This window comes from Pseudoduganella sp. S-14 (assembly GCF_049913285.1).
GTDB lineage: Bacteria > Pseudomonadota > Gammaproteobacteria > Burkholderiales > Burkholderiaceae_D > Rugamonas.
In genome coordinates this window covers 5670931-5693313 of record NZ_CP183991.1, presented here as the reverse complement: position 1 = coordinate 5693313, position 22383 = coordinate 5670931, and the positions used below count along the sequence as shown (strand labels likewise).

25 protein-coding genes are annotated in these 22383 nt (G+C 64.7%); 19 read left to right on the top strand and 6 right to left on the bottom strand.

The features are described from left to right. The first annotated feature begins 39 nt into the window (after positions 1-39). The 6 genes from ACN9MZ_RS26290 to ACN9MZ_RS26265 all read left to right on the top strand — a co-directional run bounded on the left by ACN9MZ_RS26290 (position 40) and on the right by ACN9MZ_RS26265 (position 4311). Positions 40-360: a c-type cytochrome gene (locus ACN9MZ_RS26290; protein WP_426164961.1), complete on the top strand. Its 321-nt coding sequence runs from the start codon at positions 40-42 to the stop codon at positions 358-360. An 11-nt stretch (positions 361-371) separates the two neighbouring features. Next, positions 372-713, top strand: a complete 342-nt coding sequence (locus ACN9MZ_RS26285) for a c-type cytochrome (RefSeq protein WP_426319288.1) — start codon at positions 372-374, stop codon at positions 711-713. Between the two features lie 135 nt (positions 714-848). Next, positions 849-1316, top strand: coding sequence for a (2Fe-2S)-binding protein (locus ACN9MZ_RS26280; RefSeq protein ID WP_426339759.1), 468 nt, complete (start codon positions 849-851; stop codon positions 1314-1316). After that, positions 1313-3460: a molybdopterin cofactor-binding domain-containing protein gene (locus ACN9MZ_RS26275; RefSeq protein WP_426339758.1), complete on the top strand. Its 2148-nt coding sequence runs from the start codon at positions 1313-1315 to the stop codon at positions 3458-3460. The genes ACN9MZ_RS26280 and ACN9MZ_RS26275 overlap by 4 nt, the downstream gene beginning before the upstream one ends. 68 nt (positions 3461-3528) lie before the next feature. Continuing rightward, entirely contained in the window at positions 3529-3975 is a 447-nt protein-coding gene (locus ACN9MZ_RS26270; protein WP_426339757.1) for a hypothetical protein, read from the top strand. A gap of 90 nt (positions 3976-4065) precedes the next feature. Further along, on the top strand, positions 4066-4311 hold the full coding sequence (locus ACN9MZ_RS26265; RefSeq protein WP_426339756.1) for a hypothetical protein: 246 nt from the start codon (positions 4066-4068) through the stop codon (positions 4309-4311). 34 nt (positions 4312-4345) lie between these two features. Here ACN9MZ_RS26265 and ACN9MZ_RS26260 read toward each other — a convergent pair whose 3' ends face one another. After that, positions 4346-4771 (bottom strand): DUF1841 family protein, encoded by a 426-nt coding sequence (locus ACN9MZ_RS26260; RefSeq protein WP_426339755.1) that lies wholly within the window; start codon positions 4769-4771, stop codon positions 4346-4348. A 65-nt stretch (positions 4772-4836) separates the two neighbouring features. On the opposite strand from ACN9MZ_RS26260, the gene ACN9MZ_RS26255 reads away from it, so the two are divergent. Continuing rightward, positions 4837-5637, top strand: coding sequence for a hypothetical protein (locus ACN9MZ_RS26255; RefSeq protein ID WP_426339754.1), 801 nt, complete (start codon positions 4837-4839; stop codon positions 5635-5637). Between the two features lie 27 nt (positions 5638-5664). Here the strand turns inward: ACN9MZ_RS26255 and ACN9MZ_RS26250 are convergent, their stop codons facing one another. Next, a complete protein-coding gene (locus ACN9MZ_RS26250; RefSeq protein ID WP_057260876.1) occupies positions 5665-6270 on the bottom strand; it encodes an RNA pyrophosphohydrolase in 606 nt (201 codons plus the stop codon). 162 nt (positions 6271-6432) lie between these two features. Here ACN9MZ_RS26250 and ACN9MZ_RS26245 point away from each other — a divergent pair, with 162 nt between their 5' ends. The 4 genes from ACN9MZ_RS26245 (at position 6433) to ACN9MZ_RS26230 (ending at position 9988) form a co-directional block, all read left to right on the top strand. After that, positions 6433-8157 carry a proline--tRNA ligase gene (locus ACN9MZ_RS26245; protein WP_426339753.1) on the top strand — a complete coding sequence of 575 codons (1725 nt, stop codon included), beginning with the start codon at positions 6433-6435 and terminating at the stop codon, positions 8155-8157. A gap of 5 nt (positions 8158-8162) precedes the next feature. Beyond that, positions 8163-8816: a lytic transglycosylase domain-containing protein gene (locus ACN9MZ_RS26240; protein WP_426339752.1), complete on the top strand. Its 654-nt coding sequence runs from the start codon at positions 8163-8165 to the stop codon at positions 8814-8816. After that, entirely contained in the window at positions 8804-9382 is a 579-nt protein-coding gene (locus tag ACN9MZ_RS26235) for a hypothetical protein (RefSeq protein WP_426339751.1), read from the top strand. Before ACN9MZ_RS26240 ends, ACN9MZ_RS26235 begins: the two co-directional genes overlap by 13 nt. Positions 9383-9454: 72 nt before the next feature. Continuing rightward, entirely contained in the window at positions 9455-9988 is a 534-nt protein-coding gene (locus tag ACN9MZ_RS26230) for a hypothetical protein (RefSeq protein WP_426339750.1), read from the top strand. On the opposite strand, the gene ACN9MZ_RS26225 is transcribed toward ACN9MZ_RS26230, so the two are convergent. From ACN9MZ_RS26225 to ffh, 4 genes are all read right to left on the bottom strand, one after another. Then, positions 9985-11151, bottom strand: a complete 1167-nt coding sequence (locus ACN9MZ_RS26225) for an MFS transporter (RefSeq protein WP_426339749.1) — start codon at positions 11149-11151, stop codon at positions 9985-9987. The genes ACN9MZ_RS26230 and ACN9MZ_RS26225 overlap by 4 nt on opposite strands. Positions 11152-11160: 9 nt before the next feature. After that, positions 11161-12300: an MFS transporter gene (locus ACN9MZ_RS26220; RefSeq protein ID WP_426339748.1), complete on the bottom strand. Its 1140-nt coding sequence runs from the start codon at positions 12298-12300 to the stop codon at positions 11161-11163. Positions 12301-12366: 66 nt separating this feature from the next. Beyond that, positions 12367-12744: an SWIB/MDM2 domain-containing protein gene (locus tag ACN9MZ_RS26215; protein ID WP_055929217.1), complete on the bottom strand. Its 378-nt coding sequence runs from the start codon at positions 12742-12744 to the stop codon at positions 12367-12369. 168 nt (positions 12745-12912) lie between these two features. Then, positions 12913-14280 (bottom strand): signal recognition particle protein, encoded by a 1368-nt coding sequence (gene ffh, locus ACN9MZ_RS26210; RefSeq protein ID WP_426339747.1) that lies wholly within the window; start codon positions 14278-14280, stop codon positions 12913-12915. A 218-nt stretch (positions 14281-14498) separates the two neighbouring features. On the opposite strand from ffh, the gene ACN9MZ_RS26205 reads away from it, so the two are divergent. The 8 genes from ACN9MZ_RS26205 (at position 14499) to ACN9MZ_RS26170 (ending at position 22198) form a co-directional block, all read left to right on the top strand. After that, positions 14499-15299 carry a M48 family metallopeptidase gene (locus ACN9MZ_RS26205; protein ID WP_426339746.1) on the top strand — a complete coding sequence of 267 codons (801 nt, stop codon included), beginning with the start codon at positions 14499-14501 and terminating at the stop codon, positions 15297-15299. A gap of 67 nt (positions 15300-15366) precedes the next feature. Continuing rightward, a complete protein-coding gene (locus tag ACN9MZ_RS26200) occupies positions 15367-16350 on the top strand; it encodes an ABC transporter substrate-binding protein (RefSeq protein ID WP_426339745.1) in 984 nt (327 codons plus the stop codon). Next, positions 16347-17162 (top strand): ABC transporter permease, encoded by an 816-nt coding sequence (locus ACN9MZ_RS26195; protein ID WP_426339744.1) that lies wholly within the window; start codon positions 16347-16349, stop codon positions 17160-17162. The genes ACN9MZ_RS26200 and ACN9MZ_RS26195 overlap by 4 nt, the downstream gene beginning before the upstream one ends. Next, positions 17163-17951: an ABC transporter ATP-binding protein gene (locus tag ACN9MZ_RS26190; protein ID WP_426339743.1), complete on the top strand. Its 789-nt coding sequence runs from the start codon at positions 17163-17165 to the stop codon at positions 17949-17951. It abuts the gene before it with no gap. Positions 17952-17977: 26 nt separating this feature from the next. Further along, entirely contained in the window at positions 17978-18781 is an 804-nt protein-coding gene (locus ACN9MZ_RS26185) for a cytochrome C assembly family protein (RefSeq protein WP_426339742.1), read from the top strand. Beyond that, positions 18778-19026, top strand: coding sequence for a PP0621 family protein (locus ACN9MZ_RS26180; RefSeq protein ID WP_426164922.1), 249 nt, complete (start codon positions 18778-18780; stop codon positions 19024-19026). The genes ACN9MZ_RS26185 and ACN9MZ_RS26180 overlap by 4 nt, the downstream gene beginning before the upstream one ends. Before the next feature lie 8 nt (positions 19027-19034). Further along, positions 19035-20681 carry an ATP-binding protein gene (locus ACN9MZ_RS26175; RefSeq protein ID WP_426339741.1) on the top strand — a complete coding sequence of 549 codons (1647 nt, stop codon included), beginning with the start codon at positions 19035-19037 and terminating at the stop codon, positions 20679-20681. Beyond that, entirely contained in the window at positions 20678-22198 is a 1521-nt protein-coding gene (locus ACN9MZ_RS26170) for a sigma-54-dependent transcriptional regulator (protein ID WP_426339740.1), read from the top strand. The genes ACN9MZ_RS26175 and ACN9MZ_RS26170 overlap by 4 nt, the downstream gene beginning before the upstream one ends. The last annotated feature ends 185 nt before the right edge of the window (positions 22199-22383 follow it).

The following is a 22383-nucleotide window of genomic DNA, read 5'->3' as shown; positions in this document are numbered from 1 at the left end:
AATGCAGTGTCCGATTTCAACTGACTAAAGCCCACACCTATGAAAAAAATCTTCGCACTCCTCGCGCTGACCGCAGTTGCGCAGGCAGCCGTAGCCGCGGACATCGTCGGCGACGCCAAGAACGCAAAAGGCAAGATCGAGATGTGCATCGGTTGCCATGCAATTCCAGGCTACAAAGCGACTTTCCCCGAAGTTTTCCAGGTGCCGATGATCGGCGGCCAATCTGCCAAGTACATTGAAAACGCGCTCAAGGGCTACCAGAAGGGCGAGCGCAAGCACCCGACCATGAAGGGTATCGCTGTCAGTCTGTCTGACCAGGACATCGCCGACATCGCCGCGTTCTACTCCCAGCAGAAATAAGGCCCTGAACCATGAAAAAACTGATTACCGCTCTGTTCTGCTCCGCAGTCTCGTTCAGCGCCCTGGCTGGCGGCAACATCGAAAATGGCAAGGCCCTGACTGAAAAATACAGCTGCGCTGCCTGCCACGGCAAGGATTACAACTCCCCGATCGACCCGAGCTATCCAAAGCTGGCCGGCCAGCACAAGGATTACCTGCAGCACGCACTGACCGCTTACAAGCGCGGCGACGCGCCGAACGGCCGCTCCAACGCGATCATGACCGGCCAGGTCAAGCCCCTGACCAACAAGGACATCCAGGACATCGCCGCCTACCTGCACTCGCTGCCAGGTTCGCTGGTCCTGAAGCGCTGATTCAGCGCTGCTTGAAGAGAAGCCCGCCCTGTGCGGGCTTTTTGCATTTTTAAACCACGGTTGCCGGCGTTCGTCACAGCGCCGATGCGCGCGCACTGGCCACTGTTAAGCTTCCTCCAACATTTGGAGGAGACGATGGCTTACAAGCTGGATATCAATGGCGCGGCCCGGACGGCCGATGTCGAGGGCGATACGCCGCTGCTGTGGGTGCTGCGCGATACGCTGGGGCTGACCGGTACCAAGTACGGCTGCGGAGCGGGCGTTTGCGGCGCCTGCACCGTGCATATCGACGGTCAGGTGGTGCGAAGCTGCGTGATGCCGGTCAGCGCGGTCGGCAAGGGCAGGGTAAGGACGATCGACGCCTTGTCGCCGGATCGTTCGCACGCCTTGCAGCAAGCCTGGATCGCGGAGCAGGTGCCGCAGTGCGGCTACTGCCAGTCGGGCATGCTGATGGCGGCGGCGGCGCTGCTCACATCCCATCCCAGGCCGACCGATGCGCAGATTGCGGAAGCGATGACGAACCTGTGCCGCTGCGGCACGTATCCACGCGTGCGGCGCGCAATCAGGCGTGCGGCGGGGATGAAGGTGGAGGAGGTGGCATGAGCAATCGCCGCGACTTCCTGAAGACGTTGGCGGCCGGCGGCCTGCTGCTCGCCGTCGGCCCGGCCGTCGCTGTGGCGGCCGAGGCGCCGGTTCCGCCGCCGGGCTGGGTGCGCATTGCGCCGGACGGCAGCGTCACCATCCTCTCCAACACCAGTGAAATAGGTCAGGGCACCGGCACCGCCATCGCCCAGCTGCTGGCCGACGAAATGGACCTGGACTGGAAAACCGTGCGCATCGAAATGGCGCCGCTCGAAAAGCAGTTCATCAACGCCGGCTGGGGCGAATATGCGACCTATGGCAGCGGCGGCGTGGCGCGCCAGTTCACGCAACTGCGCAAGGCCGGCGCCCAGGCGCGCGCGATGCTGGTGGGTGCGGCTGCCGCGGAATGGAAAGTCCCGTCCGCAGAATGCGACACCCAGCTTGGCGCCGTCCTGCACAAGCCTAGCGGCCGCAAGCTGCCCTATGCCAGGCTGGTGCAGCAGGCGGCAGCCCAGCCGGTGCCGGCCGATCCGCCCCTGATGCCGAAGGAACGCTGGCGCTACATGGGCAAGGACGTGGCCCGGCTCGACCTGCCGGCCAAGACCGATGGCAGCGCGGTCTACGGCATCGACGTGAAAGTGCCCGGCATGCTGCATGCCGCGATCATGCAGTGCCCTCACTTCGGCGGCAAGCTGGCAGCGCTCGACCCGCAGCCGGCGCTGGCAAAGCGCGGCGTGAAAAAAGTGGTGCGCCTGCCCGATGCCGTGGCTGTCGTGGCCGACAGCTATTGGCGCGCGCAGCAAGCGCTCAATGCGCTCAAGCCGGAATGGAACCTTGCTTCTGCCAGCAAGCACTCCAGTGCCCCGTACCGCGATTTGCTGCGCGAGGCCGTGCAGAAAGAGGGCGACCTGGTAGTGCCGCGCAATGGCAAGGCCGAAGACATCAGCGCCGCGCACGACGCCGGCGTGGCCAGGTCCACCGCCTGGCTGGAACGGACCTACAGCGTGCCGCTGCTGGCGCATGCCACCATGGAGCCGATGAACGGCACCGCCAGCGTCAGGGACGGCAAGGCGGAACTGTGGCTGCCGACGCAAGCGCAGGACACGGCCCGCACCTATGTCTCACAGGCGCTTGGCATCGCGCCGGAAGCGGTCACGATCCACACGACGCTAAGCGGCGGAGGTTTCGGCCGCCGCATCGAGGCCGATTTCGCCGTGCAGGCAGCCCTGATCGCGAAGGAAGCCGGCGCGCCGGTCAAGCTGCTGTGGAGCCGCGAAGAAGACATGCGCCACGGCTACCATCGGCCGGCCGCCGTGCTGCGCCTGCGCGCCGGCTTCGACGCTGCCGGTACGCTGGCCGCCGTGCGCATGGACAGCGCGAGCGACACCCTGTTCAACTACTCGCGCTTCGGCGCGGACAGGCAGTACGCCAAGCCTTTCGACCGCAGCGCAGTCGGCGTGCTGATGACCCGCCACTACGGCTTGCCCGGCTTCGCTCACCGCACAAACACCATCGACGCCGGCGTGCCGCTTGGCTACTGGCGTTCGGTCGCCGCGTCGCAGAACGTCTTCGCCACCGAGTCCTTCGTGGACGACCTTGCCCTGCGCGCCAAGGAAGACCCGCTTGATTACCGGCGCAGCCTGATGAAGGCGGGAAGCCGCGAACGCGCGGTGCTCGACCAGCTGGAAGCGAGTTCCGGCTGGCGCGGCGACAGGCTGCCCGGGCGCCACTGCGGCATGGCCTTCACCTGGGCCAACGGCACCTATATCGGGCAGGTGGTCGAACTGTCGGTCGATGCGGAATCACGGGTCAAGCTGCACCGCGTCACCACGGTGCTCGACTGCGGCATTGCGGTCAACCCGCGCAATATCCGCGGACAGATGGAAGGCGGCATCATCTTCGCCTTGAGTGCAGCCTTCCACGGCGAAATCACGGTCAGGGAGGGCGCGGTGGAACAGTCGAATTTCAGCGATTACAGGCTGCTGTCCCTGGCCGAAACGCCGCAGATCGAAGTCGTGATCATCGACAGCAAGGAGGCGCCGGGCGGGGTCGGCGAGGAAGCGGTCGGTCCGCTGGCGCCGGCCCTGGCAAATGCCTTGTTTGCCGCCACCGGCCGGCGCTACACCGATTTGCCTTTGATCAAGGCGGGGCTGCGCCTGCAATGATTGGATAGTTTCTATGCGGCATCCATGGTCTATGCTGAAGCAAGACATGATGCTTGGAGGAAATCAACATGGAAACTTCGACAATCTACGTCAGCCATGCGCTGCCAGCGCGCGGCCTGTTGCGGCGCGTCGACAAGGCGCTGGGCCGGGTGGGCGGACTGCCGGCCAGCGCGCGCCAGGCCACCCGGCATATGGTGGCGCTGGAGCTGCGCGACGACGCTTTTTGCTGGCCTTGCGTATTGCAGCGCATGGGCAGCCGCGCCGCACTGGCAGGCCTTGCGTTGCGCCTGGCATCTGCCTTCGGCTCCAGCCACGCCATCGTGACGCCGCATGCCGGGGCGGGCGCCGGCGCGGCATGGGACGATTTTGCGGCCGAGGCCACGCTGCCTGAAATGCTGGCGCACCTGGAAGCCTGCGCAGGCTCCGGCATCTACCTGCTGTCCGATGGCCACCTGGCCGCGGCGCCGGATGCCCGCCTGGCAGGCGGCTATTGCGTGTTCAGGAAGCCGGCATAAATATTTGCTGCACTGCGATTATTGGATAGTTTCCGCGAGGAACCGGTGGTCTATCATGGCCGTATCAAGAAATCGCGGAGGTGCCGAGAGATGGTGTACTTGCTAACTGCATTGCTGGCCGGGGTGGCAGTGCTGATGCTGTGCCTGATCGCCCGCCTGGGACGCAAATCGCAAGCCCTGCTGGCCGCGACGCTGCCGTGGCTGATCAATGTCGGCCCGGCGCTGGCAGTCGGCTCCGACCACCTGGTGCGTTCGGTGATTTTCGCGGCAGTCGCCAGCCCGCTGGTGTTCGCCCTGATCTGGCATATGCCTATCGTCCGCGTGGACGAGCCGTGAGGCTATGGCCTGGCGGGCGCCGCGCGCCTGCTCCTCAAATCCGGCGCTTGACCGCTTCCACGTAGGCCGCGCCGTCCGGCGGCACGCCGCGGCGTTGGGAATTCCAGATCATCTCTCCCAGGCATTCCATGATCTCGTGGTGCGCCGCGTGTTCGGTGCCCAGCTTGCGCGCCAGTCCCACGAAGGCTTCGCGAATGCCGCGCGGCTGGTCGATCGACAGCTGTTCGGTGATCGACAGGTGCATCGACAGGTGCAGGAAAGGGTTGGCCTCGCTGCCTTCGACCGAGTAGTCGCGGGCAATGGCCGCTTCGACGTCCTTCAGCTGGTCGTGGTACTCGGGGTGCGCCATGATCCAGTCGCGGGCGATCAGTTCGATCGGGGCCATGATTTCGTTGGCGTTGGCTTTGCGGTAGACGTCGCAGAAGAAGCGGCGCACGTCGTGGGAAGACGGGGTAAACATGCCGCCATTGTACCGTGCTGCGCCAAGGTGTATCCTGCGGCCCTCTCTTTGCTGCTTTTTTGATAATGCCGGGATTCCTGCCGTTTTTCTTTGTCGACCATGCGCTCTACGAAGGCGCGCCCAAGGTGCCGGCCGCCATCGTGTTGCCGGTCAAGGTCGAGGGCGTCGATTGCTATGCGCAGCTCGACACCGGTGTAGCGGGCGCCGTCATCTGGCACAGCGAGGGCGGCGAGGGACGCAAGGAGGTGACGCTCGAACTTGCAGGCTTGCGTCGTGCGGTCGCCGCCAGCTCCGCCAGCCTTGCCTTGCTGGAGCAGGGGCGCTGCACCGAAGGCTTGATCGCCACCATCGGCAACGAATTCTTCGAACAGGGCACGCTGGAGCTCGACCTGGCCGGATCACGCTACCGCTGGCAGCAGGGCGCGGCGCTGCAGCAGGCTGCGGACGCGCAAGCCATGCGCTACGCGCGTTGGGGCGGGGCGGGCGGCCAGCCTCTGGTGACGGTGCGCGTGGCCGGCGGCGAGCCGCAGGCTGCCCTTCTGGATACCGGCTCCGCGGCGTTTGGCCTGAACGGCCATTCGGCGCAGGCGATGGCCGCGCTGACCGGTGGCACTGCGTTGCGCGACGAACGGCGCTTTTCTGCCAACGCGTGGGGCAGGCAGCTGGCCTGCGTGATGGGGACGGCGCCGCGCACCCTGGAAATCGGCGACAGCATCAAGCTGCCTGCCTTCCTGGCCGGCTACTGCGAGGGCCAGGATTTCGCGCCTGGCGAACCTCTCGCCGGCGTGGTGGGCTTGCACCACCTGCTGGGCAAGCTGCTGGTGATCGACTATGTGTCGCAGCGCTGGGCCTTGCGCCAGCCATAAAAAAAGCTGCCCTCGCGGGCAGCTTCTTCATTCTTTCGTTACCAGTTCCGTTGGCGGCGGCGTCACCGCGGGCTGCTGCGGCTTGTCGCTGCTGCGTTGCCCACGCTGGCCATGCGGCTGGCGCAGGTAGCGCGAGGAATGGCGGCGGTCGCCATGCGCCGGCCAGGTCAGGAAGCGCGATAGCTCCTGCAAGGCGCGCTGGTAGACTTCGCGCTTGAATTCGATCACCACGTCCAGCGGAACCCAGTAATCGTGCCAACGCCAGGCGTCGAACTCGGGATGGTCGGTCAGGCGCAGGTTGACGTCGTTGTCGCGCGCGCACATGCGCAACAGGAACCAGATCTGCTTCTGGCCACGGTAATGGCCGCGGATTTCCCGCTTGATGAAGTGGTCTGGCACCTCGTAACGCAACCAGTCGCGCGTGCGGCCGATAATCTTGACGTGCTCCGGACGCAGGCCGATTTCCTCTTCGAGCTCGCGATACATCGCTTGCTCCGGCGTTTCACCATACTTGATCCCGCCCTGCGGGAACTGCCACGAGTGCTCGCGCACCCGCTTGCCCCACCACACCTCGTTATGCGAGTTGAGCAGGATGATGCCGACGTTGGGGCGAAACCCTTCACGATCGAGCATATTGCACCTCAAACTTTCTGTGGCCGAGGCGTCCTCTTATATTTTTGACTACAAATCCAACTGTAATAGCGCTCTTTGTATAAAGTTTGGACGCATCGGGCCAGCTAATCCTTTAAAATTAGGTCGATTATAACTCTCTCTTTTTAAAAAGAATTCACCGATATGCGTGCATCTCGTTTTTTTATTTCAACCCTCAAGGAAGCTCCATCTGACGCGGAGATCGTCAGCCACCAGTTGATGATGCGCGCGGGCATGATCAAGCGCCTCGGTTCCGGCATTTATACCTACATGCCGATGGGCCTGAAAGTGATCCGTAAAGTCGAAGCCATCGTTCGCGAGGAAATGAATAATGCCGGCGCTATTGAGCTGCTGATGCCTCTGGTACAGCCGGCGGAACTGTGGCAGGAAACCGGCCGCTGGGACAAGATGGGTCCGGAGCTGCTGCGCGTGAAGGACCGCCACGGCCGCGACTTCGCTATCCAGCCGACTTCCGAAGAAGTGATCACCGACGTGGTGCGTAGCGAGATCAAATCCTACCGCCAGATTCCGTTGAATTTTTACCACATCCAGACCAAGTTCCGCGACGAACGCCGCCCGCGCTTTGGCCTGATGCGCGGCCGCGAATTCACCATGAAGGATGCTTATTCCTTCGACCGCGACCTGGAAGGCATGCAAAACTCGTACAAGATCATGTTCGACGCCTACACCCGCATCTTCACGCGCTTTGGCCTGAAGTTCCGCGCGGTGGCGGCCGACAATGGCGCCATCGGCGGCACCGGCTCGCATGAATTCCACGTGATCGCCTCCACCGGCGAAGACGCGCTGGTGTACTGCCCGAGCTCCGACTACGCGGCCAATATGGAAGCGGCGGAAGCGGTGGCCACCGGCACCCGCGCTGCCGCCGGCGCCGCCCTGGCCAAGACCTCGACCCCGAAAGCTGCCAAGTGCGAAGACGTGGCCAAGCTGCTGGGCATCGACCTGAAGCAGACCGTCAAGACCATCGCCCTGACCGCCGACAAGGAAGACGGCTCCAAGCAGCACTTCATGCTGCTGCTGCGCGGCGACCACGAGCTGAACGAGATCAAGGCCAGCAAGGTGCCTGGCCTGGCCCAGAACCGCTTCTCCACCGAAGCCGAAATCCTGGAAATCTACGGCTGCAAGCCTGGCTACCTGGGCCCGATCGGCGCCAGGGGCCCCGTGACCGTGGTGGCCGACCGCACCGTGGCGCTGATGTCCGACTTCGTGACCGGGGCCAATGAAGAGGATTACCACTACACCGGCGCCAACTGGGGCCGCGACGTGGCCGAACCGGCACTGGTGGCCGACCTGCGCAATGTGGTCGAAGGCGATGCTTCGCCGGATGGCAAGGGCGTGCTGGCGATCGAGCGCGGCATCGAAGTGGGCCACGTGTTCCAGCTCGGTACCGCTTACTCCGAATCGATGCAGGCGACCTTCCTGGACGAGAACCAGAAGCCTGCCCCGCTGCAAATGGGCTGCTACGGCATCGGCATCACCCGTATCCTGGGCGCCGCCATCGAGCAGAACTTCGACGACAAGGGCATCATCTGGCCGGCCTCCCTGGCGCCGTTCGAACTGGTGCTGTGCCCGATGGGCATGGACCGCTCGGAGCTGGTCAAGGCAGAAACCGAGAAGCTGTACAACGCGGCCGTGGAAGCGGGCATCGACGTCATCCTGGATGACCGCGGCCAACGCCCAGGCGCCATGTTCGCCGACTGGGAACTGATCGGCGTGCCGCACCGCGTGGTGATCGGCGAGCGTGGCCTGAAGGAAGGCAACCTGGAATACCAGGGCCGCCGCGATTCCGAAGCGACGGCCGTGCCTGTCGCCGATGCCCTGGCCTTCATCAAGGGCAAGATCCAGAAGTGATCGCCATGGCAAGGCATTTGCCAAAGCAGGGACGTGACCGCCGCCGCTGGTGGGCGCGTCCCCTGCGCTGGTGGCATGCGCTGGCCTTCGCCACCGGCGTGCTGTGCGCGCCGTTCGGCTTTGCCGGCAACCAGAAAGAGGAGGCGCTGGCCGACAGCGTGCGGCTGGCGCTGTCCAACGCCATCATGGATGCCCGGCCGCCCAAGCCGGTCTTCCTCAACCCCACCGACCGCGGGCAATACGACAGCTGGCATGCGGCCATGTCGGATCGGCTGAAGCGCAAGCTGCCGGACGAATTCATGCGCCGTGAATTCCTTGAAACCGCCTGGTACGAGGCGCGCCGCGCCGGCCTGGACCCGGGCCTGGTGCTGGGACTGATCCAGGTTGAATCGGCCTACCGCAAATATGCGGTGTCGATCGTCGGCGCGCGCGGCTACATGCAGGTGATGCCGTTCTGGACCAATGTGATCGGCGACCGCGACCGCTCCAAGCTGTTCAATATGCAGACCAACCTGCGCTATGGCTGCTCGATCCTGCGCATGTATATCGACATGGAGCAGGGCAACCTCTACCTGGCCCTTGGCCGCTACAACGGCAGCCGTGGCCGGCCTGAGTATCCGAACGCGGTGCTGGCGGCGTGGAACAAATGGAAGCTGTAACCGTCTTGCGCCGGCTTGGCATGCTGCTGGCGGCGGCAGTCTGCATGGCGCCGTTGCTGGCGCTGGCGTGCAAGAGCGATCCGCCCGGCGAGGAGGACAGCCTCACCATCTGCCAGGAAGATTATCCGGCCGATGCGCCGCGCTTCGAGGATTATCCCTCCAGGCCTTATACCGGCCCGGTTGCGGCCGTGCGCTGGCGGGCAGACCCGCAGGCACGCCAGTACCGCACCATGTTGAAGAAGGCGGCGAAGGAGCAACGCCCGGATTTCGCCGGCCATTTCATCGTGGCGCAATGGGGCTGCGGCAGCAGCTGCGTGATGAACAAGATCATCGATGCCCGCACCGGCAAGGTATTTCATCCGGCCGGTGTCGAAACCAATATCGTCATCAATATCGACGGCCCCTTGTTCGATAGCGGCGGCATGCTGCGCTATCGCGTCGACAGCCGCCTGTTCATCCTGATCGGAGATCCCGAGGAGGACGCGAAACGGCGCGGCATTTCATTTTTCGAATGGACCGGAAGCCGCATGAAGCTGCTGCGCCACGTCAAAGTTCCGCGTGCGTGACATTCCGTGCATATGTGTGCGGGCGGCGGCGATTACACTTTGCGCCTCTCCAACACACGCAGGTGCGCAACGATGCAATTGAATAAGATCCTGATTTCCGTGGCCTGGCTGGCCTTTGCCGGCAATGCCGCGGCATTGTCCTGCGACGAGCAGCTTGGCAAAGCAAGGGCCGCAGAACTGGTCAAGCAATGCAAGAATGTCTCTCCCGCCACGCGCCCGCCATGCAATGCCGCAAACAGCTGCGAGATGATCACCGATGAAATCAAGCGAGGCTGCAAGATGCTGGGCGATGATGCGCCCGCGTATTGCCCGCCAGTCCCGACCGAACTCGTGAAGGGCAAACTGGTCGGCGGCGGCGGCCTCGATAACTATTCCTTGACGATCCGCACGGAGAACGGCAAGGAGATCCAGGCCTATTGCACGACCCACTGCGGCGACTGGTTTACGGAGCCGGACAAGGACGACGTGGTGGCTTTGAAACCGAGCTTGCGCGGCAAGCCGGTGAGCGCCCGCATCGCCACCGAACGCAATAATGGTCGCATCGCCGGGCCAGACGATGCCGACAGGCTGGTCTTCATCAAGAGTGCCACCATCGGCGGCATTTAACGCGGCAGCAAGAGCGCGCTGGCGCTGACCATCGCGAATAGCAGGACGCCCAGCGGCAGCAAGCCGTAATGCAGGAAGGGCGCCACCAGTTGCGTGGCGCCCGCAACGCAGGCAAAGGCCAGGAACATCAGCAGGCCCGCGCCCTTGCCGGCATCGTCCCCGGCCGCATGCAGCGCGCCGCCCATGGTGGCGGGGCCGCGCAGGCCAAGGCCGCCGCAGAACAGGGCCGCGAGCACGGCCAGCGCCACCAGGCCGCGCGTGCCGGCCAGGCCCGCCAGGGCCATTCCCATCAAGCCTGCGCCTGCCAGGAATTGCAGCAGCGTCCCGCTGCGCACCAGCCATTGCTGGCCAAGGCGCTTCACCAGCCTTACCGCGGCCGAGGCGCCAAGCATGAAGGCCAGCACGCCGCAGATCTGCAGGATGGCGAAGGCTTCGATCCCCAGCCCTAGGGCACGCGTGACCAGCACCGGCGCGCTGGCGACATACATCAGCAGGGCGCCGAACATGAGGGCGTAGCTCAAGGCGTAGCGCAGGTAGCGGCGGTTGCGCAGCAGCGGGGCATAGCCGCGCTGGGCGGGCGTCGCGGCGGGATGCGCCGATGCCGGGACCGGCGCGCGGCCGACAATGCGCGCGACCAGCGGCAGCAGCAGCAGCGACATGGCGGCGATCAGCCAGAACGTGGTGCGCCAGTCGGCGTACAGCACGATGGCTGCGCCGGCTACCGGTCCCACGGCAGGAATGGTCGATTCGGCCATGGCGACCATGGCCAGCGCCTTGACGGCGTCTGCTTCGTTGAAGCGGCGCCGTATCAGTGCGGGGACGGCAACGGTGGCCGCGCCTGCGCCCAGTCCCTGCAGCAGGCGGCCCGCCAGCATCCAGTCGATCCCCGGCGCCATGGCGCACACCAGGCTGCCTCCGCCAAGCAGGACGGTGCCTGCCATGATGGTGCGGCGGTCGCCGAAATGATCGGCCGCCCAGCCCCAGGCGAGCTGCGACAGGGCCAGCGCTGCCATGAACAGCGCCATGGTCGCCTGCGCGGAAGGGATCGAAGCGCCAAGCTCCGCGGCCATCACGGGAATGGCGGGCAGGTACAGGTCCGAGGCCAGCAGGCCCAGTGCGGTCAGGCTGGCGAGGGGAACGGCAAGGCGCTGGAGTGCTTGCATGGCGGCTGGCTAATGCTCAACGTAGGCGGAACGCCAGATGAAAAGGGGCAGCACGGCCGCTCCCGCAATCACCATCAGGGCGGCAGTGCCGAACGTGACGAGTGCCGCGTCTTCCACCTTGCCGCCGGCCGTAAACTGGATGGCTGCGGCGGCCACGGCATGGCTGGCAAACTGCAGCAGCGACAGTCCGGCGCGCGCCTGCTGGCCCGCCGCTTTCAGTGCCCCGGCGGCCAGAGGCATTACGCACGCCGAGAAGCCCAGGCACAGCGCGCTCCAGCAACCGAGTAGGTAGTAGAACGGATCGACGCCTTTTTCCAGCAGGTCCCATGGAACGATGAAGGCAGCGGCAATGATCATCATGGCAATACCGAACGTGACGCGTTGCCTCATCGACCCGTCCTGGTCGCCAAAAGACTGGAGCAGCGTGCACGCAGCTCCCGCAGCCTGCAGCATGGCGATATGTCCGGCATTCAGGCCAAGGTCCAGGGAAACCATCACCGGCAGGCCGGCTGCACCGGCCACCACGGCGCCAAAGCACAGGGCGTGGCAGGCGGCGTAGCGCAAGTACGTGAAATTGCCCAGCAACTCGGCAAACTGGAACCTGTCGCCGGCTTTGCCTGGGGCCGCGGGGGCCAGCGCGAGCAGGACGAGCACCAGCAGCGCCGCCGCTGCCGCCAGCCAGAAGGCAAGGCGCCAGCTCGCGCACAGCACGAAAAACGCTCCCGTGATCGGCGCCAGCACCGGAATCGCGCCTTCGGCCAGCAGGCGCAGCCTGCGGCTCGAATGGGACCGCATCAGCAGCGGCAACTGGGCCGCCGCGGCGCCCGCGCCAAGGCCCTGCAGGATGCGTCCGGCCTGCAGTTCCCATGGCGCGCCAGCAAGCGCGCACAAGGCGCTGCCGACAGCGAGCAGCAGGGCGCCGGCCAGCAGGACCGCGCGCTTGCCGAGGGCATTGGAAGCCCAAGCCGAAAGCAGGTGGGCCGTCGCCATCGCCGCCATGTACGCCGCCAGCAAGGAACGGGTGGCGGGAAGGGACAAGCCGAATTCCTTGCCAAGCGCCGGCAAGGCAGGCAGGACGATGTCGAAGGCCAGCGGGCCGAGCGCGGCCAGGCCGGCGAGCGAGAGGAAGGCGTGAAGGCGTGGATGCATAAAAAATAAAAGCCCCGAGCGCGTGGCGTCGGGGCTCCTCGAATGGCTGCAACAGCCAGAAGCAGCTTATTTCAGGTGGTCGGAAATCAGCTTGGTCATTTCAAACATGGAAACCTGGGCTTTGCCGCCAAAGACAGCTTTCAGCTTGTCGTCCGCATTGATCATGCGGCGGTTTGCGGCGTCCTGCAGGTTCAGTTTCTTGATGTAGTCCCAGACTTTCTTGGTCACTTCGGTACGCGGCAGCGGTGCGGAACCGACTACGGCGGACAGTGCGCTCGATGGTGTCATCGCCTTCATGAAGGCTGCGTTAGGCTTACGTGCGGCTGGTGCGGCTGCTTTCTTTGCTGCTGGCTTGGCTGCTGCCTTGGCCGGGGCAGCTTTTTTTGCTGCTGGCTTGGCGGCGGCTTTCTTTGCTGCTGGTGCTGCTTTCTTGGCTGTTGCCATATTCGAGCCTCCTTAACAAACAAATGGATAATTGCGCAATACTATCGCACGGCTAATATTGGCGGGGGTTTGCAGCTTGTGCAAGTGTTTTTGTGGGTTTTTTAGGGGAAACAAGACTTAAACACAAAAAAAGCCGCCCGAAGGCGGCTATTTGCGGCTTGGCGGGGCTTAGCGCATGCCCGGCATCATGCCCTTCATCGAGCGCATCATCTTCATCATGCCGCCACCCGACAGTTTTTTCATCATGGTCTGCATCTGTTCGAACTGGGTCAGCATGCGGTTCACTTCCTGCACCTGGACGCCGGCGCCGGCCGCGATACGGCGCTTGCGCGCCGCCTTGATCAGTTCCGGCTTGGCGCGTTCCTGCGGCGTCATCGAGTCGATGATGCCGACCATGCGGCGCACCTGCTTCTCGGCCTGGTCCATGTTGGCGCCGGCTGCCGCTTGCTGGAACTGGGCCGGCAGCTTGTCGAGCAGGCCGCTCATGCCGCCCATTTTCTTCATCTGCGCCAGTTGCGCCTTGAAGTCGTTCATGTCGAACTTGCCGCCCGACTTGACCTTGGCGGCCAGCTCGGCTGCCGCCTTGGCGTCGACGTTTTTCTGCGCTTCCTCGACCAGGGCCAGGATGTCGCCCATGCCCAGGATGCGGTTGGCCATGCGCTGCGGGTCGAACGCTTCCAGGCCGTCCAGCTTTTCCGACACGCCGGCAAACTTGATCGGCTTGCCGGTAATGTGGCGCACCGACAGCGCCGCACCGCCGCGCGAGTCGCCATCGAGCTTGGTCAGCACCACGCCGGTCAGCGGCAGCGCATCGTTGAAGGCCTTGGCGGTGTTGATGGCGTCCTGGCCCAGCATGGCGTCGACCACGAACAGGGTTTCGATCGGCTTGACCGCGCCGTGCACGGCGGCGATCTCTTTCATCATCTCTTCGTCGATACCGAGGCGGCCGGCGGTGTCGATGATCAGCACGTCATGGTGGTGCTTCTTGGCCCAGTCGAGGGCCGCCAGCGCGATGTCGACCGGCTTGTCCTGCGCGGTGGAAGGGAAGAAGTCGGCGCCGACCTGGCCGGTCACCGATTGCAGCTGGGCGATCGCGGCGGGACGGTAGACGTCGGCCGACACGGTCAGCACCTTCTTTTTCTTCTGCTCTTTCAGATACTTGGCCAGCTTGCCGACGGTGGTGGTCTTGCCCACGCCCTGCAAGCCAGCCATCAGGATGATGGCCGGCGGCTGCTGGGCAAACGAAAGCTGCGAGGCTTCCGCGCCCAGGTCGGCGCCCATCAGGGCGCCCAGTTCGCGCTGCACCACGCCGACCAGGGCCTGGCCCGGGGTCAGCGAGGAAATCACTTCTTCGCCGAGGGCTTTTTCCTTGACCTTGGCGATGAATTCGCGCACGGCCGGCAGGGCGACGTCGGCCTCCAGCAGCGCCATGCGCACTTCGCGCAGCATGTCGGCGGTGTTGGATTCGGTCAGGCGGGCCTCGCCGCGCATCGTCTTGACGACTTTGGCAAGGCGCGTAGTCAGGTTGTCTAGCATTGGTGGCCTACTAATTAATAGAGAGGGGCGCGATAAGCGGAAAATCCCGCCATTTTACCTTAGTAGCCGGCTTCGGCGGCAGCGCCCGGCAGTGACCCCAGGTCTCTCACGAAATGTCACTATCTTGCACAAATTTGCGAAATAAACAAAGTTTCTTCTTGACAAGACATGCGGCCCACGTGCATCTTGTTCATAAATTAATTTTATGGATAAACCTTGTGCAGACGCTGGCCGTTCCAGACCTGATCAATCTATTCGCGCCCGGCCGGCGGCGCGCACTTCGCCATTGGCGCCTCGCTGCGCTGGCGGCAACGGCCTGCGTTGCGCTGTACATCGGCTGGCAGCTGGCGCGTCCCGCCATCGTCGACCAATTGGCCGAGGCTTTCCCGCCAACGCTTGCAACCCGGCTGGGGCAGGACATGCTGCGCGAACTCGATCTGCAGGCGCTCAAGCCCAGCGAGCTGTCGGAAACGCACCGCGCCCGCATCAGCGGGGCGTTCGCCAGCCTGCAGGCGCCGCATGAGGGCGCGCCGCGCCACCGCCTGCTGTTTCGCAGCAGCCAACTCGGCGCCGCGGCCTTCACCCTGCCATCGGGCGACATCATCCTGACCGACAGCCTGGTGCTGGCGCTGCCCGACGATGGCGCGGTGCTGGCGGTACTGGCGCACGAGCTGGGCCACCAGCAGCAGCGCCACATGCTGCGCCGCCTGTTACAGGAAGCCATGCTGCCGGCGGCAAGCGCGATGGTGCTGGGCGACACCAACTGGCTGGTTTCCAGCATGGCGGCGCGGGCGCCGCACCTGGAGTGGCCGCAACAAGCTGAAATCGAAGCCGACAACTACGCGGCCGACCTGCTGGAACATAACGGCCTGTCCTTGCGTCTCCTGACCGAAGTGCAGGAAGCGCTCAGCGGCGTGGCCGGTTCGACCGGCGCGCCCGGCGCCGAGCGCGCCTACCTCGCGATCCATCCCCCGTGCGCGGAACGCCTGGCGCAGCAGCGCGAACGCAGCGCCCTTTAAGCGCCCCAGCCTTCAATGTATGATGGGCGCGCGGCCGCGCAGGCCAAAATTCACTAAGGAGACCTGGATGAAACTGGAAAGTATCGGCAAGGCCGCGGCCCTCGTGGCGCTGGCAAGTTTGGTGGCGGCTGGAAGCGCGCAGGCGCAGGAAGTGGTGCGGCTGGGGAACCTGAAATTCGCCCACTACGGCGCCGTGTCGTACATCAAGGAGAACGCGCCGAAATGCGGCATCAAGGTCGAAGAGCGCGTGTTCGCCAAGGGCCTGGACGTGATGTCCGCCGTGCTGGCCGGCGAGCTTGACGTGGGCGCTACCGCTTCCGAGGCAGCGATTTCCGGCCGCGCCGGCGGCGCCCCGATCTACGTGGTGGCCGGTTTCGCCAAGGGCGGGGCGCGCCTGGTGGGCCGCAGCGACCTGAATCTCAAGTCGATCAAGGACCTGAAGGGCAAGAAGGTCGGCGTGACGCGCGGCGGCATCCAGGAAGTGCTGCTGCTGGCGGAACTGCAGCAGGCCGGCCTGACCGTTTCCGAGCAACCGGGCAAGGATGTGCAAACCGTGCTGCTGGCCTATGCGGACCTGAACCAGGCCCTGCTCGGCAAGCATATCGACGCCATGATGCAGTCGGAGCCGCAGTCGTCGCAGGCCATCAACAAAGGCTACGGCACGGAGATCCTCAAGCCCTACGACACCCCGATCGGCGAGCCGATCCGCACCATGGTGATGACCGAGAAATTCTACAAGGAGCGCCGCCCGGTGGCGGAGAAGTTCATGCGCTGCTTCGTGGAGGCGACCAAGACCTTCATCGACCAGCCGGCCACCGCCGAAAAATACGTGCGCGATACGGTCTTCAAGGGCCAGATCACCAGCGACGATTTCCAGGACGCGATCGGCAATTCGCCGTACTCGTATGACGTGACGCCTGAGCACATCCAGGTCACCACCGACATCATGGTCAAGACCGGCGTGGGCAAGATGGCCAAGCCGCCGGTGGCCAAGGACTGGGTCAAGACCGACCTGCTGGAGCAAGCCAAGAAATCGCTGGGCGTCAAATGAAGGTCGCATGGCGGGACGTCGCTGTCGGCCTGGTGGTGCCGGCAGCGCTGGTGCTGGTCTGGCATATCGTGACTTACCGCGGCTGGGTCAATCCGCAGGCGCTGCCGTCGCCGGAGGCGGTGGCGCGCAAGTGGGTGGAGTACCTACTGCCGCTGCAGCCTTATGACGGCAACGGCAGCTGGCTGGCCTGGGCCTTCTCCGGCGAATTGATCCACGATGCGATCGGCAGCATGTACCGCGTGCTGCTTGGTTTCGCCATCGGCGGCGGGCTGGCGCTGCCGTTGGGCCTGGCCATGGGCGCCAGCGCCCACGCCTACCGCCTGTTCAATGTGCTGGTGCAGATCATCCGCCCGGTGCCGCCGATCGCCTACATCCCGCTGTCGATGCTGTGGTTCGGGCTGGGCAACCCGCCGGCCATCTTCCTGATTTCGCTGGGCGCCTTCTTCCCGGTGCTGATCAACACCATCGCCGGCGTGCGCCAGGTGGACGGCATCTACCTGCGCGCCGCGCGCAACCTGGGCGCCACCGGGCCCACCATGTTCCTGCGCGTGATCCTGCCGGCCGCCGTGCCTTCCATCCTGGCCGGCGTGCGGATCGGCATCGGCACCGCCTTCATCGTGGTGATCGTGGCGGAAATGGTGGCGGTGAATAACGGCCTTGGCTTCCGCATCAGCGAGGCGCGCGAGTACTTCTGGTCGGACAAGATCATCGCCGGCATGATCAGCATCGGCTTGCTGGGGCTGGCGATCGACGTCGGCATGGACCGCCTGAATAACCACCTGCTGCGCTGGCACCGCGGCCTGGAGAGCTGAATGAGCGCTGCACATATCGAAATCAAGGGTGTCGGCAAGGTATTCGGCACCTCGGTGGTGGCGCTGCAGGACATCAACCTGGATATCCCGCGCGGCCAGTTCGTCTGCCTGCTGGGGCCTTCCGGCTGCGGCAAGTCGACCCTGCTGAACGCCATTGCCGGCTTTTCGCCGCCCACCAGCGGCAGCATCGTCGCCGACGGCAAGCCGGTGGCCGAGCCGGGGCCGGAACGCGGCATGGTATTCCAGGAGTACGCGCTGTTCCCGTGGATGACGGTGGCCGACAACGTGGCCTTCGGACTGGAGATCAAGGGCATGGCAAAGGAGCAGATTGCGTCCACCGTGGACAAGCTGCTCAAGACCCTGTCGCTGCAGGACTTCCGCCATCGCTTCCCGAAAGACCTGTCGGGCGGCATGCGCCAGCGGGTGGCGATTGCGCGCGTGCTGGCGCTCGATTCGCCGATCATGCTGATGGACGAGCCGTTCGGCGCGCTCGATGCGCTGACCCGGCGCAACCTGCAGGACGAGCTGCTGCGCATCTGGTCCGAGCTGAAAAAGACCATCATCTTCGTCACCCACAGCATCGAGGAGGCAATCTACCTGGCCGACCGCATCGTGGTGATGACCTACCGCCCCGGCACCGTCAAGCGCGACATCCTGGTCGACATGCCGCGCCTGCGCGACCCGTCGGCGCCGGAATTCAATGCCCTGAAGCGCGAGCTGGGGCAGCTGGTGATGGAAGAACAACAACGGCATCACAACGACGAGTTGCGCGCCGCGGCCGTGGATTAAAATCGTCGCGGTGTTAAACTTACCGGATGCAAACTTACTTCCTGCTCGCAGCAACGCTGCTCTACCTGATTTGTGGTGTTCTCCCGTCGCCTAAATCCGTGCCCATCGCCGCACTGACTGCGGGCGCTTGGCTGCTGCACGGGGCGGCCTTGTGGGTGGACGTGATGGTGCCGGGTTCGCTGCGCATCGGTTTTGCCACCATGCTGTCGTCGGCGCTGTGGATTTCGGTCGGCGCCTACTGGCTGGAGAACCAGAACTTCCCGCTCGATGGCTTGCGCCGCATCGTGATGCCGGTGGCAGCACTGGCGGTGGCGCTGCAGGCGGGCTTCCCCGGTTCGCTGGTACCGACTGCCGGCCGCTCCGTCATGCTGGGTTGGCACATTGCCATCGCCACGCTGGCCTACAGCACGCTGACCATCGCCGCCTTCCATGCCGTGCTGATGGCGCTGCAGGAGTCGCGCCTGCATACGCGCAGCGACAGCCCCGGCTTTTTCGCCACCGCGCTGGACCAGTTGCCGGCCCTGCTGACGATGGAAAAACTGCTGTTCCGCCTGATCGGCTTCGGCTTCGTGCTGCTGAGCCTGACCGTCCTGTCGGGTATCGTCTTCAGCGAAGAACTGTTTGGGCGGGCGCTGAAGTGGGACCATAAATCGGTGTTCACCCTGCTGTCCTGGGTCCTGTTTGCCGCCTTGCTGGCCGGGCGTCATTTCCGCGGCTGGCGCGGCAAGACGGCCCTCAGCTTCACGCTGGCGGGTTTTGCGACCCTGCTGCTGGCCTATGTCGGCAGCCGCTTTGTCCTGGAAGTGGTTTTACATCGAGGTTTGGCATGACACGACTCCTGTTCTGGCTGGCGCTGATCTTCCTGGTCATCGCCGCCGTCCGCAGCAAACTGCGCAAGATGAGCGGCCCGCCGCAGGGCGGTAGTTCGCCGGCACCGCAACAGCCGCGCGCGGCCGAGCCGCAGCAGGCCGAGAAGATGCTGCAATGCGCCCATTGCGGCGTGCATTTCCCCGCCTCCGAAAACGTGCCGGCCAACGGCCGTGACTACTGCTGCGCGGCGCACGCCCCGCATTAAGCCGCAGCGTGTTCGCCCGTCTCCATACCCTGTCGGCCGCCTCGCGCGACACCTTCTGGCGCTCGCTGAAGGCGCTGGGCGCGACCCGCATCGTCATTGCCCTGGTCTTGCTGCTGTACTTCAGCGCCGGCAAGCTGACGCTCCCTGAACTGTCGGTGCAGGTGTGCATCGCCTACCTGCTGCTGGCGGTGGGGATGCAGGTGCTGGCTATCCGCTGGCGCCGCCATTTCATGCTGCAGCTGATGTCGCAGGTGGCCTGCGACCTGACCTGCATCTCGTTGCTGTACCTTGCATCGGGCGGCCTGCGCTCCGGCCTGGCCATCCTGTACCTGTTCCCGCTGGCCGGTTGCGCCATTCTGGCGCCGCTGGTGCTGTCGCTGTTCAGTGCCTCGCTGGCCACGCTGTTCATGCTGGCCCATAGCGCCTACTTCGCCATTGCCGGGGAAGATTCATCGGTGCTGCAGGCTGGCTTGTACGGCGTTGCCTGGTTTGCCGTGACACTGGTGGTGAACCGCATGGCGGCGCGCCTGATCGGCCAGGAAGAACTGGCGGCGCAGCGCGGCATTGAAATCGGCGTGCAGCAGGCCGTCAACCGCCTGGTGATCGCGCATTCGGCCGACGGCATCCTGGTGGTGGGGGCGGAAGGCACTATCCATATGAGCAACCCGGCCGCGCAGCAGATGCTGGGCGGCGCCGCGCAGATGCTGGATGGCGCAGCCCTGCAGCCGATTGCGCTCGCTTACGAAACCTGGCGCAACGACCCGCGACAGGCCAGCGCCTTCATCACGATCAAGCCGTTTGAAGACCCTCAGAGGGAAGACATGACGGCCGCCTGGAATTCGCGGCGCGACGTGGCACTGCACCTGAAATTGCGTTTCGCCGCCGCCGATACCAACGGCCTGGACGTGGAGCGCAACGTGATCTTCCTGGAAGATGTGACCAGCATCGAGGAAAAGGCGCAGCAGCTCAAGCTGGCCTCGATGGGCCGCCTGACGGCCAGCATCGCGCACGAGGTGCGCAATCCGCTGTCGGCCATCGGCCACGCCAATTCGCTGCTGGAAGAGGATTTGCACGCGCCCGTGCACAAGCGCCTGCTGCAGATCATCGGCGACAATGTGGCGCGCGTGAACCGCATGGTGGAAGACATCCTGCAACTGTCGCGCAAGGCGCAAAGCCACCATGAGCCGATGGAGCTGGAAAGCTTCCTCCATGAATTGAAGGCGGAATTCGATGAAACGCATAAGCTCGACCGTAAGATCGTCTGCCTGGGCGGCATGCGCCAGGTGATGGTGCGCTTCGATCCGCTGCACCTGCGCGAAGTGCTGATCAACCTGCTCAACAACGCGGTGCGCTACGCCAGCGGCACGCCGGCCAGCATCCGCGTCTTCATCGTGCAGGTGGCGGGCCGGCCGCTGGAACTGCACGTGCAGGACGATGGCCCCGGCATATCGCCGCAGGTGCGGGCCCACCTGTTCGAGCCGTTTTATACTACGTCGAGCAAAGGCACGGGCCTGGGGCTGTATCTGGCGCGTGAATTGTGCTCGAATAACGAAGCCATGCTGGATTACGAACACCGCTTCGAAGCCAGCGTGACAGAGGGCGGTGCGCGTAAATCGAGCGGCCGTTTTGTGATTACATTTGCGAAAAACACATGACTTCTCCACGTGTCCTGGTCGTCGACGATGAAGCCGACCTGCGCGAACTACTGGAAATTACCCTGCTGAAGATGGGGCTGGACGTGGACAGCACCGAAACACTTCAGCAAGCACGCCAGCTGTTTGCCGAAAAAGATTTCCAACTGGTGCTGACCGACATGCGCTTGCCCGACGGCCTTGGGCTGGACCTGGTGCGCGAGGTCGCGGCCAGCGGCAAGAATATCCCGATTGCAGTCGTGACGGCCTTCGGCAGTGCCGAAAATGCCGTGGTGGCGCTGAAGGCGGGCGCCTTTGACTACGTGAGCAAGCCGGTGCAGCTGGAGCAGTTGCGCGTGCTGGTGCAGTCGGCATTGAAGCTGAGCGACGGCGCCCCGGCCGCAGCCCCGGCACGCGGACAGGCGCAGGGCAGGCTGCGCGGCAGTTCGGCTGCGATCCAGGCCCTGCGCGCCCAGATTGCCCGGCTGGCGCGCTCGATGGCGCCGATTGCCATCAGTGGCGAGTCGGGCAGCGGCAAGGAGCTGGCGGCGCGCGAAATCCACGCCCAGAGCTCGCGCGCCGACAAGCCGTTCATCGCCGTCAACTGCGGCGCCATCCCGGAAGCCCTGATGGAGGCCGAGTTCTTCGGCTACCGCAAGGGCGCGTTCACCGGTGCTTCCGACGAGCGCGACGGCTTCTTCCAGGCTGCCAATGGCGGTACCCTGATGCTGGACGAGGTGGCCGACCTGCCGCTGGCCATGCAGGTCAAGCTGCTGCGCGCAATCCAGGAACGGCGCGTGCGCAAGATCGGCGCCACGGCCGAGGAGCCGGTCGACGTGCGCATCATTTCAGCCACCCACAAGAACCTGGAAAAGCTGGTGGAGGACGGCCTGTTCCGGCAGGACTTGTTCTATCGCCTGAACGTGATCGAACTGCGCCTGGCGCCCTTGCGCGAGCGGCTGGACGACCTGGACGAACTGGTCGAAGCCATCCTGGCGCGGCTGGGCAGCTTTGAACACAAGGTGGTGCTGGCGCCCGGCGTGCTGGACGTCTTGAAAGGCTACTCCTTCCCGGGCAATGTGCGGGAGCTGGAGAATATCCTGGAACGTGCGCTGGCGTTTTCCAATGATGGCGTGATCTCGGCGGAAGACCTGGCGCTGAAAGGCGGCTCGCTGCCGGCGCCAGTGCCCAGCCCGGCGCCCGTGGCCGCGCCAGCCGCTCCTGCCAGCCCGGAGCCCAGCGACGCGGTCGCCCAGCCGGCCAGCCCGGCCGCCACTCCAGCGCCGGTGGCAAGCTTGCCGGCCGAGGCCCCTGCCGGGGAGGCCGCAGCAAGCGGCGCGCCGGCCATGCCGCGGCTGCCGGCGTTCGATGTCCAGGCAAGCAGCCTGCCGGCCTACCTGGAAGCGGTCGAGCGCGACATCATCACACGTGTCCTGGCCCAGGCCAACTACAACCGCACCCAGGCCGCCCAGCTGCTGGGCATCAGCTACCGCCAGCTTCGCTACCAGATGCAGAAGCTGAATATCCAGGACCCAGGCTAGCAGTTCGCGGCGGCGGGGCGTCCGCCGCCCGATTGGTCTATAATCCCGGTCCGCCGCGAAAATCCCCTTGAATCATGTAGCGTTTTCGCCAACGCACAACCGTGTGCTGCGCTGCAACATTGCTGATTAAACCAGCACGCAAAAAGCTGTGTTAGTGCTCGCTCACCGCCGATCGCCTGTAGCGA

Coding starts and splice junctions, on each gene's coding strand:
- ACN9MZ_RS26195 (WP_426339744.1), top strand. CDS start 16,347: ATGAAGGTCGCATGGCGGGACGTCGCTGTCGGCCTGGTGGTGCCGGCA.
- ACN9MZ_RS26275 (WP_426339758.1), top strand. CDS start 1,313: ATGAGCAATCGCCGCGACTTCCTGAAGACGTTGGCGGCCGGCGGCCTG.
- ACN9MZ_RS26185 (WP_426339742.1), top strand. CDS start 17,978: ATGCAAACTTACTTCCTGCTCGCAGCAACGCTGCTCTACCTGATTTGT.
- ACN9MZ_RS26200 (WP_426339745.1), top strand. CDS start 15,367: ATGAAACTGGAAAGTATCGGCAAGGCCGCGGCCCTCGTGGCGCTGGCA.
- ACN9MZ_RS26245 (WP_426339753.1), top strand. CDS start 6,433: ATGCGTGCATCTCGTTTTTTTATTTCAACCCTCAAGGAAGCTCCATCT.
- ACN9MZ_RS26250 (WP_057260876.1), bottom strand. CDS start 6,270: ATGCTCGATCGTGAAGGGTTTCGCCCCAACGTCGGCATCATCCTGCTC.
- ACN9MZ_RS26225 (WP_426339749.1), bottom strand. CDS start 11,151: ATGCAAGCACTCCAGCGCCTTGCCGTTCCCCTCGCCAGCCTGACCGCA.
- ACN9MZ_RS26290 (WP_426164961.1), top strand. CDS start 40: ATGAAAAAAATCTTCGCACTCCTCGCGCTGACCGCAGTTGCGCAGGCA.
- ACN9MZ_RS26255 (WP_426339754.1), top strand. CDS start 4,837: ATGCCGGGATTCCTGCCGTTTTTCTTTGTCGACCATGCGCTCTACGAA.
- ACN9MZ_RS26235 (WP_426339751.1), top strand. CDS start 8,804: ATGGAAGCTGTAACCGTCTTGCGCCGGCTTGGCATGCTGCTGGCGGCG.
- ACN9MZ_RS26270 (WP_426339757.1), top strand. CDS start 3,529: ATGGAAACTTCGACAATCTACGTCAGCCATGCGCTGCCAGCGCGCGGC.
- ACN9MZ_RS26280 (WP_426339759.1), top strand. CDS start 849: ATGGCTTACAAGCTGGATATCAATGGCGCGGCCCGGACGGCCGATGTC.
- ACN9MZ_RS26180 (WP_426164922.1), top strand. CDS start 18,778: ATGACACGACTCCTGTTCTGGCTGGCGCTGATCTTCCTGGTCATCGCC.
- ACN9MZ_RS26220 (WP_426339748.1), bottom strand. CDS start 12,300: ATGCATCCACGCCTTCACGCCTTCCTCTCGCTCGCCGGCCTGGCCGCG.
- ACN9MZ_RS26215 (WP_055929217.1), bottom strand. CDS start 12,744: ATGGCAACAGCCAAGAAAGCAGCACCAGCAGCAAAGAAAGCCGCCGCC.
- ACN9MZ_RS26190 (WP_426339743.1), top strand. CDS start 17,163: ATGAGCGCTGCACATATCGAAATCAAGGGTGTCGGCAAGGTATTCGGC.
- ACN9MZ_RS26230 (WP_426339750.1), top strand. CDS start 9,455: ATGCAATTGAATAAGATCCTGATTTCCGTGGCCTGGCTGGCCTTTGCC.
- ACN9MZ_RS26170 (WP_426339740.1), top strand. CDS start 20,678: ATGACTTCTCCACGTGTCCTGGTCGTCGACGATGAAGCCGACCTGCGC.
- ACN9MZ_RS26265 (WP_426339756.1), top strand. CDS start 4,066: ATGGTGTACTTGCTAACTGCATTGCTGGCCGGGGTGGCAGTGCTGATG.
- ACN9MZ_RS26260 (WP_426339755.1), bottom strand. CDS start 4,771: ATGTTTACCCCGTCTTCCCACGACGTGCGCCGCTTCTTCTGCGACGTC.
- ACN9MZ_RS26240 (WP_426339752.1), top strand. CDS start 8,163: ATGGCAAGGCATTTGCCAAAGCAGGGACGTGACCGCCGCCGCTGGTGG.
- ffh (WP_426339747.1), bottom strand. CDS start 14,280: ATGCTAGACAACCTGACTACGCGCCTTGCCAAAGTCGTCAAGACGATG.
- ACN9MZ_RS26285 (WP_426319288.1), top strand. CDS start 372: ATGAAAAAACTGATTACCGCTCTGTTCTGCTCCGCAGTCTCGTTCAGC.